The organism is Aquicoccus sp. SU-CL01552, assembly GCF_040365005.1.
Lineage (GTDB): Bacteria > Pseudomonadota > Alphaproteobacteria > Rhodobacterales > Rhodobacteraceae > Antarcticimicrobium.
Genome location: NZ_BAABWV010000017.1, coordinates 47,294 through 60,121 on the forward strand (window position 1 = coordinate 47,294; position 12,828 = coordinate 60,121).

12 protein-coding genes are annotated in these 12,828 nt (G+C 66.2%); 11 read left to right on the top strand and 1 reads right to left on the bottom strand.

From position 1 onward, the window contains the following. Positions 1-36 precede the first annotated feature (36 nt). A complete protein-coding gene (locus tag ABWV23_RS17995) occupies positions 37-1,167 on the top strand; it encodes a TFIIB-type zinc finger domain-containing protein (protein WP_353350223.1) in 1,131 nt (376 codons plus the stop codon). 135 nt (positions 1,168-1,302) lie between these two features. On the opposite strand, the gene ABWV23_RS18000 is transcribed toward ABWV23_RS17995, so the two are convergent. Further along, positions 1,303-1,722: an Hsp20/alpha crystallin family protein gene (locus ABWV23_RS18000; RefSeq protein WP_353350225.1), complete on the bottom strand. Its 420-nt coding sequence runs from the start codon at positions 1,720-1,722 to the stop codon at positions 1,303-1,305. Positions 1,723-1,877: 155 nt separating this feature from the next. Between ABWV23_RS18000 and ABWV23_RS18005 the strand changes: the two genes are divergently transcribed. The 10 genes from ABWV23_RS18005 (at position 1,878) to ABWV23_RS18050 (ending at position 12,736) form a co-directional block, all read left to right on the top strand. Further along, positions 1,878-2,546: a nitroreductase gene (locus tag ABWV23_RS18005; protein ID WP_353350227.1), complete on the top strand. Its 669-nt coding sequence runs from the start codon at positions 1,878-1,880 to the stop codon at positions 2,544-2,546. Between the two features lie 85 nt (positions 2,547-2,631). Next, the gene (gene dtd, locus ABWV23_RS18010; protein ID WP_353350229.1) at positions 2,632-3,069 is read left to right on the top strand and encodes a D-aminoacyl-tRNA deacylase; all 438 of its coding nucleotides are present in this window, start codon (positions 2,632-2,634) and stop codon (positions 3,067-3,069) included. Then, positions 3,070-4,173 carry a glycerate kinase type-2 family protein gene (locus ABWV23_RS18015; protein ID WP_353350231.1) on the top strand — a complete coding sequence of 368 codons (1,104 nt, stop codon included), beginning with the start codon at positions 3,070-3,072 and terminating at the stop codon, positions 4,171-4,173. Between the two features lie 31 nt (positions 4,174-4,204). Next, complete coding sequence (locus ABWV23_RS18020) at positions 4,205-6,202, top strand: CocE/NonD family hydrolase (RefSeq protein ID WP_353350233.1); 1,998 nt, start codon at positions 4,205-4,207, stop codon at positions 6,200-6,202. 121 nt (positions 6,203-6,323) lie between these two features. Further along, the gene (locus ABWV23_RS18025; RefSeq protein ID WP_353350235.1) at positions 6,324-7,910 is read left to right on the top strand and encodes an ABC transporter substrate-binding protein; all 1,587 of its coding nucleotides are present in this window, start codon (positions 6,324-6,326) and stop codon (positions 7,908-7,910) included. A 1-nt stretch (position 7,911) separates the two neighbouring features. Continuing rightward, positions 7,912-8,871, top strand: a complete 960-nt coding sequence (locus ABWV23_RS18030) for an ABC transporter permease (RefSeq protein WP_353350237.1) — start codon at positions 7,912-7,914, stop codon at positions 8,869-8,871. After that, positions 8,868-9,683 carry an ABC transporter permease gene (locus tag ABWV23_RS18035; RefSeq protein WP_353350239.1) on the top strand — a complete coding sequence of 272 codons (816 nt, stop codon included), beginning with the start codon at positions 8,868-8,870 and terminating at the stop codon, positions 9,681-9,683. Before ABWV23_RS18030 ends, ABWV23_RS18035 begins: the two co-directional genes overlap by 4 nt. Next, entirely contained in the window at positions 9,683-11,320 is a 1,638-nt protein-coding gene (locus tag ABWV23_RS18040; RefSeq protein ID WP_353350241.1) for an ABC transporter ATP-binding protein, read from the top strand. The genes ABWV23_RS18035 and ABWV23_RS18040 overlap by 1 nt, the downstream gene beginning before the upstream one ends. A gap of 149 nt (positions 11,321-11,469) precedes the next feature. Then, entirely contained in the window at positions 11,470-11,781 is a 312-nt protein-coding gene (locus ABWV23_RS18045; RefSeq protein WP_353350243.1) for a hypothetical protein, read from the top strand. Between the two features lie 118 nt (positions 11,782-11,899). Continuing rightward, positions 11,900-12,736 (top strand): alkaline phosphatase family protein, encoded by an 837-nt coding sequence (locus ABWV23_RS18050; protein ID WP_353350245.1) that lies wholly within the window; start codon positions 11,900-11,902, stop codon positions 12,734-12,736. The last annotated feature ends 92 nt before the right edge of the window (positions 12,737-12,828 follow it).

Consider the following 12,828-nt stretch of genomic DNA (forward strand, 5'->3'; position numbering starts at 1 on the left):
CACCGGAAACAACCCCGCCGGAGTCCTGAAATTCCCATGTCCGACGCCGCCCCCACGGCCCCCGCAACCTCCACCGCCCCCGCGCCCGACGAACACCGCTTTCCCTGCGAGCAATGTGGCGCCGATTACCGCTTCGACCCGGCGCGCGGGATGCTGGTCTGCGAGCATTGCGGGAATGAGCAGCCGGTGGACAACGGCCCCTGGGGCGGTGCGCGGCTGCGCGAGCTGGATTTCGACGCCGCCCGCGCCGGGCAACTCGACTCCAGCGAGACCGAGGAAACCCGCATCCTCTCCTGCCCCAATTGCGGCGCGCAGGTCGAGTTCGACCCGGCGACCCATGCCGCCGAATGCCCGTTCTGCGCCACCCCGGTGGTCACCGACACCGGCGTCAGCCGCCACATCAAGCCGCGCGGCGTGCTGCCCTTTGCCCTCGACGAACGCGCGGCCCACAAGGCAATGAACGACTGGCTCGGGCGGCTGTGGTTCGCGCCGAACGGGCTCAAGGATTATGCCCGCAAGGGGCGCAGGATGCAGGGCATCTACGTGCCTTACTGGACCTTCGACGCCGATACCAAATCACGCTATCGCGGCGAACGCGGCATCGTTTACTATGAGACCCGCACCGTGGTGCGCGACGGCAAGCGGGTGCAGCAGCAGGTGGCTAAGGTGCGCTGGTCCCCCGCTTCGGGCCGCGTCGCGCGGTTCTTCGACGACGTGCTGGTGCTGGCCTCGAAAAGCCTGCCGAAACGCTATACCGACGCGCTGGAGCCTTGGGACCTGCCGGCGCTGGAACCCTACCGGCCCGAGTACCTGGCCGGCTTTCGCGCCGAGGCCTATACGGTGGAGCTGGACGAGGGCTATGCCCAGGCGCGCGACCACATGGCCCGGGTGATCGAACGCGACGTGCGGTTCGACATCGGCGGTGACCGCCAGCGCATCCACGACATCGACACCGACATCTCTGCCGTCACCTTCAAGCATATCCTGCTGCCGGTCTGGCTGGCGGCGTACAAATATCGCGGCAAAACGTACCGTTTCGTGGTCAACGGCCGCACCGGGCGCGTGCAGGGCGAACGCCCGTGGTCGGCGATCAAGATCGCCATCGCGGTGGCGCTGGGGCTGATCGTCGCCGGTGGCATCGGCTATGTCGTGGCGATGAACCAATAGGCGACGGCCCGGCCCAAGGCATGGTCCGACTGTCATCCCCGCAAAAGCGGGGACGACACAAGCGAAATGAGTGGGCGCGGCCCGTGCGTGTTCGAGGAAGGGTGGCCAGTCGAAAACGGGCCGCTCCCGCAACGCTTACCCGCGCGCGATGTCGATCTTGCGCGCCGACTTGGCGGTCTCAAGGCTGCGCCGGGGCACCGTCACGTGCAGCACGCCATCGGCCATCCTGGCGCTGGCCTTGTCGCCGTCGGCATCCTCGGGCAAGCGGAACGAGCGGCGAAAGGCCCCGTACTGGCGTTCGCTGAAGTACCAGGTGTCGCCCTTTTTCTCCTGCTGCGTCTTCTTCTCGCCGCGCACGGTGACAACGCCATCCTCGACGGTCAGTTCGATATCGTCCTCGGAGACCCCGGGCAGTTCCATGCTGATATCATAGGCATTGTCATTACTCGATGCCTCGGTCGCCGGGCTCAGCCAATCGGCAATACGGGTGCCCAGCGCCCGCAGCGGATCATAGAGCGAAGGCCAGAGACCGGAGGTTTCGGATTTCTCAACCATTGATATTCTCCTTGTGAATCGGATGGCCGGATTTTTGCCGAGTCGCGACCTTGTTTCCTTGATCCGGCTCAAATCACACCCCTTGCACCCCAGGCGCGCCACCGCCATTCTGCGCCGCGACAGGCGGGCAGACCGGCAGGACCTTGGGGGATTTCATGACTTTGGACGATTTCGACACGCTGATGGCGCAGCGTTTTTCCTGCCGCGGCTTTCGCCCCGACCCGGTGCCGCGCGATGTGATCGAAGGGATCGTGGGCGCCGCCCGGCGGGTGCCGTCCTGGTGCAATGCCCAACCCTGGCAGGTGATCCTCACCAGCGGCGAAGAGACCGACCGCTTTCGCGCCGCGCTGATCGAAGAGGCGCGGACCGGCACCCACGATCCCGACCTTGCCTTTCCCACCGGCTATTCCGGCGCCTACCGCGACCGCCGACGCACCTGCGGCTGGCAGCTCTACGAGGCGGTGGGCGTGGAAAAGGGCGACCGCGACGGCTCGGCCCGGCAGATGATGGAGAACTTCGCGCTGTTCGGCGCACCCCATTGCGCCATCGTCACCAGCCCGGCGGAACTTGGGGCCTATGGTGCGCTGGATTGCGGCGGCTTCGTCACCGCCTTTACGCTGGCCGCACAGGCCGCCGGGGTGGCGAGCATCCCGCAGGCCGCCGTCGCCTCCCACGCGCCGTTCCTGCACCGCTGGTTCGACATTCCCGAGGATCGGTTGGTGCTTTGTGCCATTTCCTTCGGCTATGCCGATCCTGACCACCCCGCCAATGGGTTTCGCACCGAACGGGCCGGGGTGGGCGATATCGTCGACTGGCGGGGATGAACCGGCCAATGTGGGCGTTGCACGCCGCCCTGTCCCATGGCATCGCCGTGCCGTACCCCGATGCCCCCAGATGCAAGGAGACCCCATGCGCGCCCTGATCCAACGTGTCACCGAGGCCAGCGTCACGGTCGATGAGGAGATCATCGGAAAGATCGGCCCCGGCCTGTTGATCCTGGTCTGTGCCATGCAGGGCGATACCGAGGCCCAGGCCGACAAGCTGGCCGCAAAGGTGGCCAAGCTGCGCATCTTCAAGGACGACGCGGACAAGATGAACCGATCGCTGCTCGACGTGGGCGGCGCGGCGCTGGTGGTCAGCCAGTTCACCCTGGCCGCCGATACCCGCAGCGGCAACCGCCCCGGGTTTTCCACCGCCGCGCCGCCGGACGAGGGCAAGCGGTTGTACACGTATTTCGCGGACCGGATGGCCGCGCAGGGAGTACCGGTGCAGACCGGCCGCTTTGCCGCCGACATGAAGGTGGCGTTGGTCAATGACGGGCCGATCACCATCTGGATGGAGGTCTGAATGGACCCGCGCGACACCGCAGTGACACTCTGGCAGGCCGGCGTGGATGCCGTCGATGGATACGCGGCGACCAAGGTGGCGCTGGAGGGCATCGCGCGGCCTGATCGCATCCTCGCCGTCGGCAAGGCCGCCGGGGCAATGGCGCGGGCCGCGCTTGAGCGGTTTCCCCAGGTTCCCGCGCTGGTAGTCACCAAGGACGGCCACGGCGACGGGTTGCCCGAGGCGGCCGAGGTGATCGAGGCCGCGCACCCGGTGCCCGACGCCCGCAGCCTGCGCGGCGGCAAGGCGCTGCGCGAAGCGGTCGAGGCGATGCCCGAAGGCTCTGAGCTGTTGCTGCTGGTCTCTGGCGGGGCCTCGTCTTTGGCCGAGGATCTGGTCGAGGGCAACACGCTGGAAGATCTTGCCACGATTAATCGCCGTCTGCTCGGTGCCGGGCTGGACATCGCCGCGATGAACGCGGAACGGCGCAGGCTGTCTCGGATCAAGGGCGGCGGGTTGCTGTCGCATTTCCGCGGCGCGCGGGCCTCGGTGCTGGCGATCTCGGACGTTCCGGGCGACGATATCGCGGTGATCGGATCGGGCATCGGCGCCGCCCCCGCCGCCCCCGATTTTGCCTATGGCGCCCGCATCGTGGCGAGCAATGCACACGCCCGCATGGCAGCGGAACAGGCGGCCCGCGCGCGGGGGATCGAGGTGCTGGAACAGGGTGAGGCGCTGCACGACGACATGAACGCGCTGGCTCGGCACTGGGGGCCGCGCCTCCGGTCGATGGAGCGGGGCGCGATCATCCTTGGCGGTGAACCCACGGTGGTTCTGCCCGATAATCCGGGCCGGGGTGGCCGCAACCAGGCGCTCGCGCTGGCGCTGGCGCGGGAGATCGCCGGCACCACGGGGATCACCGTGTTGGTGGGCGGCACCGATGGCACCGACGGGCCGACCGAGGCCGCCGGCGGCCTTGTCACCGGCGCCACCTGGGGGCCGGGCGCGCAAGAGGCATTGGACCGGGCTGACAGCGGCAGCTTCCTCGCCGCGCAGGACGCCCTGCTGGTCACCGGCCCCACCGGCACCAACGTCATGGATCTGGTGATCGCCCTGCGCGCTTGACAGACCTTGCCCCGATGCAAAAGGTCGCCCCATGACAAAATCCCTGAACGCCCTGCGCGAGATCGAAGAACTGCCCGACCTGGGCATCACGCTCTCCGATGGCTGCCGGCTCTCGGCGCGGATCTGGCGCCCGGTGGATGCGACGCAAGACCCGGTGCCGGTGATCCTCGAATATCTGCCCTATCGCAAACGCGACGGCACAACGGCGCGCGATGCGCTGACGCATCCCTGGTTCGCCAAGCGCGGCTATGCCTGCGTGCGGGTGGACATGCGCGGCAATGGCGACAGCCAAGGGGTGATGACGGACGAATACACCCAGCAGGAGCTTGACGACGCGGTCGAGGTGATAACTTGGCTGGCCGCGCAAGGCTGGTGCAGCGGCACGGTCGGCATGATGGGGATCAGCTGGGGCGGCTTCAACGGGTTGCAGGTCGCCGTGCTTGCGCCAGAGCCGTTGAAGGCGGTGATCACACTCTGCTCGACCGTGGACCGGTTCGCCGACGACATCCACTACAAGGGCGGCTGCCTGCTGAACGAGAACCTCGGCTGGGGCGCAACGATGTGGTCCTATTCCTCGCGCGCGCCGGATCCGGCGCTGGTCGGCGAGGCCTGGCGCGAGATGTGGATGCAGCGGCTGGAGAATGAGCCTTTTCTTCCGGCGACATGGCTGCGCCACCAGCGGCGCGACGCCTATTGGCGGCATGGGTCGGTCTGCGAGGATTACAGCGCGATCAAGGCGCGCGTGCTGGCGGTGGGCGGCTGGGGCGATGCCTACAAGAACACGGTACCGCGGATCGTCGAGAATATCCCCGGCGCCAAGGGCATCGTCGGCCCCTGGGTGCACAAGTACCCGCATTTCGCCGTGCCCGAACCGCGCATCGGGTTCCTGCAAGAGGCGCTGCGCTGGTGGGATCGCTGGCTGAAGGGGATCGACACCGGGGTCGAGGACGACCCGGATTACCGCGCCTACCTGATGGACGGTCTGCGCCCAGCCGCCTGGTACACCGAACGCCCCGGTCGCTGGATCGCCGAGCAGACCGGCGCGACATCGCACATTCCAGTCGAGGCCTGGCACCTGGGCGATGCCGGGCTGTGCCGCGCCCCCGCCCCGCTCAGCGCCACCGTCAACTCGCCGCAGCATTGCGGCATGGCCGCCGGTGAGTATTGCGCGATCTGGCTGGGGCCGGAGATGCCGGGCGACCAGCGTTGCGATGACGCCCTGTCAACCTGTTTCGACAGCGCCCCGCTGGAGGCCGACACCGATATCGTCGGCGCGCCGGTGCTGCACCTGCGGCTACGGGCGGACAAGCCACAGGCGCAGATCGCGGTGCGGCTGACCCATGTCCACCCCGACGGAGCCGCGTCGCGGATCACCTATGGCGTGCTGAACCTGTCCCACCGCGACGGGCCGGCCGACCCGCACCTTTTGGAGCCTGGCCATGCCTATGACATCGCCGTGCCGCTCGATCAGATCGCCTACCGGGTGCCAGCGGGCCACCGGATCCGCGTCGCGATCTCCTCGACCTATTGGCCGCTGCTCTGGCCGGCCCCCGAAAGCGCCACGCTTACGCTGGAGGCCGGGCGGCTGGACCTGCCGGTGCGCGCGCCCGCAGCGGGCGACGAGTGGGCCTTTCCCCCGCCCCAGGCCGAGGCCCCGTGGCAGACCCGTGCCCTGCGCCCGGAAAACCACGTTCGCCAGAGCGAAACCGACATGGTCAGCGGCACCGTGACCCTGGTGATCGAGGATGATTTCGGCAAGCGCGAGGATCTCGATCATGGGCTGATCGGCGGCACCATCGCGCGCGAACGCTGGAGCATCCACCCCGACGATCCGCTGTCGGCGCGCGGCTGGTGCCACTGGACCGACGAGCGTGAACGCGGCGATTGGAGGCTGCGCACCGAGACCCGCTGCGAGATGTGGAGTGACGCGACGCAATTCCACCTGGCCGCCCGAATAGAAGCCTTTGAAAACGACAACTTGTTGTACGTCCGCGACATTACCGATAGCATTGATCGCGATCACCTGTGACGCCCTCGGTCCACAGCATGCCATTAAACACTTGCGAGCGTGAAACGATTGAGCAACGATTGACTGTCCAATCAAAAAAGAACCGCGCGCAAGTCGTGGAAATCACTAACGGGAGACAACCATGAACGACCATCTGAGCTATCTCGCGGCGCGTGCCGGCGTCGGAAAAATGAGCCGCCGGGAATTCATCGGCCGTGCCGGTGCGCTCGGGATCGGTGCCGCGATGGCGAACACGATGTTCGCCCAGGCCGTGCAGGCCGCCGGCCCGATGAAGGGCGGCACGATCCGTGCCGGCATCCAGGGGGCAAGCACCACCGACAGCCTCGATCCCGCCACCACGACCAACACGGCCATGACTATGGTCAGCCGGCTGTGGGGCGAACCGCTGGTGGTTCTGGCGCCGCATGGCGGATTGGACCCCAAGGTCGCCGAAAGCTACGAGGCCTCGGCCGACGCCAAGACCTGGACCTTCACGATCCGCAGCGGCATCACCTTCTCGAACGGCAAGACGGTGACGGCAGAGGACGTTCTGGCCACCCTCGAACGCCATTCCGGGGAAGAGACCAAGTCGGGCGCACTGGGGCTGCTGCGTGACATCAAGTCGATGCGCGCCGAGGGCGACCAGTTCATCATCGAACTGGAACAGGCCAACGCCGACCTGCCCTATCTGATGGCCGATTATCACCTGATCATCCAGCCCAACGGCGGCAAGGACGACCCCTCTGCGGCGATCGGCACCGGCCCCTATGTCCTCAAGGAAGTCGACATGGGCGTGCGCTTCGTCGCCGAGAAGAACCCGGACTACTGGGACGCTGACCTGGGGCACGCGGCAGAGATCGAGGTCATCGTCATCAACGACAGCACCGCGCGCGTCGCGGCGCTGCAGTCGGGCCAGGTCGACATGATCGACCGGGTGCCGCCGCGCACCGCCGGTCTTGTCGACCGGGCGCCGAACATCTCGGTCCGCTCGGCGGCCGGGTCGGGGCACTACGTGTTCATCATGCACTGCAACACCGCGCCGTTCGACAACAACGACCTGCGGCTGGCGCTGAAATACGGCATCAACCGCAAGGAGCTGGTCGACAAGATCCTGTTCGGCTACGGCACGATCGGCAACGACACCCCGATCAACGCCTCCTACCCGCTGTACTCGGAACTCGAACAGCGCGAATACGATCCGGACAAGGCCAAGTTCCACTTCGAGAAGTCGGGCTTCGACGGCTCGGTCCTGCTGCGCACCTCGGACAACTCGTTCCCCGGCGCACCCGATGCCGCGGCGCTGTTCCAGCAATCGCTGGCCTCGGCGGGCATCAACCTTGAGATCAAGCGCGAGCCCAATGACGGCTACTGGTCCGAGGTCTGGAACAAGCAGCCGTTCTGCACCAGCTACTGGAGCGGCCGCCCGATCCAGGACCAGATGTATTCCACCGCCTACCTCTCCACCGCGGACTGGAACGACACCCGGTTCAGCAACGAGACCTTCGACCAGCTCCTGGTCGCTGCCCGCGGCGAGCTGGACGAAGCCAAGCGGACGCAGATGTATGCCGACCTGGGCACCATCGTGCGCGACGAAGGCGGCTTGATCTGCCCGATGTTCAACGACTTCATCGGCGCCACCTCCGACCGCGTCGCCGGCTGGGTCGAGGATCACAAGGGTTTTGACCTGATGGATCTCTACGCCCCGATGAAGATGTGGGTCGCCGCCTGACATGGGGCAGCTTCTGAAACTACTGGTCCAGCGCATCGCGCTGGGCCTGCTTCTGCTTTTGATGGTCTCGGTCCTGATCTTTGCCGGCACCAACATCCTGCCCGGGGACGTCGCCCAATCCATCCTCGGACAGTCCGCCACGCCCGAGGCGCTGGCCAACCTGCGCGCCGAACTGGGGCTGAACGAACCGGCGCTGAGCCGCTACTTCTCGTGGCTGGGCGCGGCGCTGACCGGGGACCTAGGCACCGCGCTGACCTCGGGGCTGGACATCGCGACCGAGATTTCCAAACGACTTGGCAATACCCTGTTCCTGGCCTTCTGGGCGGCCATCGTCGCCGTGCCGCTGGCGATCTTCCTTGGCCTGCTGGCGGTGCGCTACCGCGATCGCTGGCCCGACAAGCTGATCTCGGCGGTCACGCTGGCGTCGATCTCGATCCCGGAGTTCCTGATCGGCTACCTGCTGATGTTCGTGGTCGGCGTGAAACTGGGCTGGCTGCCCAGCACGGCAATCTCCTACCGGCCCGACGCCGACCTGCTCACCCGGTTGCAGGCGATCGCGCTGCCGATCTCGGTGCTGACGCTGGTGGTGCTGGCCCACATGATGCGGATGACCCGCGCCGCCATCCTGAACGTGATGCAATCGGCCTATATCGAAACCGCCGAGTTGAAGGGGCTGACGCTGTTCAACATCATCCTGCGCCACGCCTTTCCCAACGCGGTGGCGCCGATCGTCAACGTGGTGATGCTGAACCTGGCCTACCTTGTGGTCGGCGTCGTGGTGATCGAAGTGGTCTTTGTCTATCCCGGCATGGGACAGTACCTGGTCGATCACGTTTCCAAGCGTGACCTGCCGGTGGTGCAGGCCTGCGGGCTGATCTTTGCCGCCGTCTATATCGGCCTCAACATGATCGCCGATATCGTGTCGATCCTGTCCAACCCGCGGCTGAGGCATCCGAAATGAAGAGAATTCCATTTGCTGCCCTGGTCGGGCTGTTCTTCACCGCGCTCTATTTCCTGGCTGCCGTCCTGGCGCCGCTGATCGCGCCCTACGGCATGGCCGAGGTCGTCGGCGGCGTTTGGGAACCGTCAAGCGCGGACTTCCTGCTGGGCACCGACAACATCGGTCGCGATCTGCTCAGCCGGATGATCTATGGCGGGCGCACCACCATCTTCATCGCAACCGTTGCGACCATCCTCAGCTTCACCACCGGCTCGGTGCTGGGCTTTCTGGCTGCGGTGCTGGGCGGCTGGGCCGACCAGGTGATGTCGCGCTTTGTCGATCTGCTGATGTCGATCCCGACGCTGATCTTTGCACTGGTGGTGCTGTCGGTGATGCCGGTGACGGTGCCGGTGCTGATCCTGGTGATGGGCCTGCTGGATTCCACCCGGGTCTATCGCCTGGCCCGCGCGGTCGCGGTCGACATCAACGTGATGGATTTCGTCGAGGCCGCCAAGCTGCGCGGCGAGGGCCGGACCTGGATCATCTTCCGCGAGATCCTGCCCAACGCGCTCAGCCCGCTGGTGGCTGAAATGGGGCTGCGCTTCATCTTCATGGTGCTGTTCGTCTCCACCCTGTCGTTCCTCGGCCTGGGCGTGCAACCGCCCGAGGCGGACTGGGGCGGCATCGTGAAGGAAAACGCCGACGGTATCATCTATGGCATCGGCGCGGCGCTTTACCCCGCCTTCGCCATCGCCACGCTGGCGATTTCGGTCAACCTGGTGGCGGACTGGATCCTGAACCGCACCACCTCGCTGAAGGGAGGGCGCGGCTGATGTCCGATCCACTGCTGAAGGTTCGCGGGCTCAAGATCGGCGCAACGGTCTACCCCCCAGGCGAGAAACCCCATGACATCGAGATCGTCCACGGTGTCGATTTCGACCTGATGCCGGGCAAGGTGCTGGGGCTGATCGGGGAATCCGGCGCCGGAAAATCCACCATCGGGCTGGCCACCATGGCCTATGGTCGTGGCGGGGTGACGATTACCGGCGGCGAGGTCTGGGTCAACGGGCGCGACATCCTGAAATCGGGCCTGCGCGACGTGCGCCGGCTGCGCGGCGGCGAGGTCACTTATGTCTCGCAGTCCGCCGCGGCCAGCTTTAACCCTGCGAAACAAATCATGGAGCAGGTCACCGAGGCCGCCGTCAGCCAGGGCAAGTTCAGCCGCCGCGAGGCCGAGGAACGCGCGGTGGCCCTGTTCGACAAGCTGGGCCTGCCGGACCCGGAAAACATCGGGAAACGCTATCCGCACCAGGTCTCGGGCGGGCAATTGCAGCGCTGCATGACCGCGCTGGCGCTGTGTCCGGAACCCGATCTGGTGGTGTTCGACGAGCCCACCACGGCGCTGGACGTGACCACCCAGATCGACGTTCTGGCCGCGATCAAGGAGGCGATCCGCGACACCGGCGTCGCCGCGCTCTACATCACCCACGACCTCGCCGTGGTGGCGCAGGTCAGCGACGACATCATGGTGCTGCGCAACGGCGACATGGTCGAATACGGCCCCACCGACCAGATCATCAACGCCCCGCAAGAGGACTATACGCGGGCGCTGGTCTCGGTCCGCTCGATCCAGCACGAGGAAAAACAGCCGACGCCGGACCCCGTCCTGCGCGTCTCGGGCATCACCGCGCGCTACAAGGGCACCTCCTTTGACGTGCTGCACGATGTCTCGGTCGATCTGCACCCGGGACAAACGCTGGCCGTGGTGGGCGAAAGCGGCTCGGGCAAGTCGACGCTGGCACGGGTGATCACCGGGCTGCTGCCACCGCGTTCGGGCGAGATCGAGTTTGCCGGTCGCACCCTGTCGCCGGGGCTGGACGGGCGCACGCGGGAGGACCTGCGCGAGTTGCAGATGATCTACCAGATGGCAGACGTGGCGATGAACCCGCGCCAGACCGTCGGCACCATCATCGGCCGCCCGCTTGAGTTCTACTTCGGCCTGAAGGGCAAGGAAAAACGCAAGCGCATCAAGGAGTTGCTGGAAGAGATCGAGATGGGCGACGGCTTCATCGACCGCTATCCGGCGGAATTGTCGGGCGGCCAGAAACAGCGCGTCTGCATCGCCCGGGCGCTGGCGGCAAAACCCAGGATGATCATCTGCGACGAGGTCACATCGGCGCTCGACCCGCTGGTCGCCGACGGCATTCTCAAGCTTTTGCTGAACCTGCAAAAGGTCGAGAACGTGGCCTATCTCTTCATCACCCACGACATCGCCACGGTGCGCGCCATCGCCGATTCCATCGCCGTGATGTATCGCGGCAAGGTGGTCCGCTATGGCTCGAAAAGCCAGGTTCTGAGCCCGCCGTTCGACGATTACACCGATCTGCTGCTCTCCTCGGTGCCCGAGATGAAGCTGGGCTGGCTGGAAGAGGTGATCGCCCATCGCAAGATGGAAAGCGCCGGGAACTGACCCCGGATCGGCACCTGCCGGGGCGCCCTGCCCCGGCGGTTTGCCCCGCCTCCACCACGGAAAATCTTTTCGAACTTTTTCGCGCTCGGGCGACGGAACCCGCGCGCGCCCGCGTGAAAGCCTGTGTTATTCAACACAGGAACATGATCATGCCTATCAAACCCTTCGCCCGCCTCTTCCTTTTGGGCGGGCTGTCGCTGTCGACGGTTTTCCTCGGTCAAAGCGATGCCCAGGGTCGCCCGCCGGAACCGCCCTTTGCCGCCATTGCCTCCGATCTCGGCCTCTCGAAGGGGCAGGTCCAGTCCTGTTTCCCCAAGATGGAAAAACCGAGCAGCAAGTCCGACCGTCCGGCGCGCCCTGACATGGACAAGATCGCCTCTTGCCTGAAACAGGCCGACAGCGCGCTGAGCGATGCGCAGATCAAGGATGCCTTGCGGAAAAACGCGCCCAAGCGGGGCTGAGCCGTCCGACCCGCGCCGGGGGCGCATGGCGGCCCCCGGTTCCGCCACGCCCCCCATTGCGGTGGCCAGCCCCCTGCGCTTAGGCTGCGCCAGATCACGCATTGGCCGGGGGCACGCCATGGACAGGAAACTCCTTCTCATCATTCTCGACGGGGTGCCGTGGCGCAACTGGCGGCGGCTGTTCGGCAATCTCGAGGGCTGGGTCGACAGCGGCGATGCCCGGGTTTGGAAGATCCGCGCGGTTCTGCCCTCGATCTCGGCCAGTTGTTATGCCTCGATCCACACCGGCGTCGCCCCGGCCGAACATGGCTGTACCGGCAATGGCAACGTGTTCCGGCTGTCCCATCCGGACGTGTTCAGCCAGGTGCGCGCGGGCGGCGGGGTGACCGGCGCGGTGGCCCATTCCTTCTGGTCGGAGTTCTTCAACCGCGCCCCCTTCGACCTGGTGCGCGACATCGAGTATGACGAACCGGACAGCACCACGATCAACCACGGCCGGTTCCACACCATGACCGGATACGGGCTGATCAACCAGATGACCCCCTCGGACGTCGACCTCTTCGCCACTCTGACCAACCTCTGCCAGCGGTCCGGGCTGAACTACGGGATGTTGCATACCTGCACGCTGGACAGCATGGGGCACCGGTTCTTTCACGACTGCCAGGAAATGGACCATGCCTGCGCGGTGATGGACGAGATGCTCGCGCCCTTCATCCTGAAATGGCGCGCGGCGGGCTACGAGGTGATCGTCACCGCCGACCACGGGCAGGACGAGCGCGGCCACCACGGCGGACGCGGCGCGCTTCAGCAAGAGGCCGCGCTCTATTACTTCGGGCCGGCGCAGGGCCCGGACGAGGGCACCGTGCTGGACCAGTTGCAACTGGCGCCGACGATCCTGAAACGTCTCGGCGCGCCGATCCCCGAAACGATGAAGGCGCAGCCATTCCTCGATTGAGAATAAAGCTGGGGACACCCCGATTTGTCATGTGGTGAAAGCGGCCTGGCAGGCAAGGCTTACCGCCGGCATGAGGTATGCGCCGGAACCCG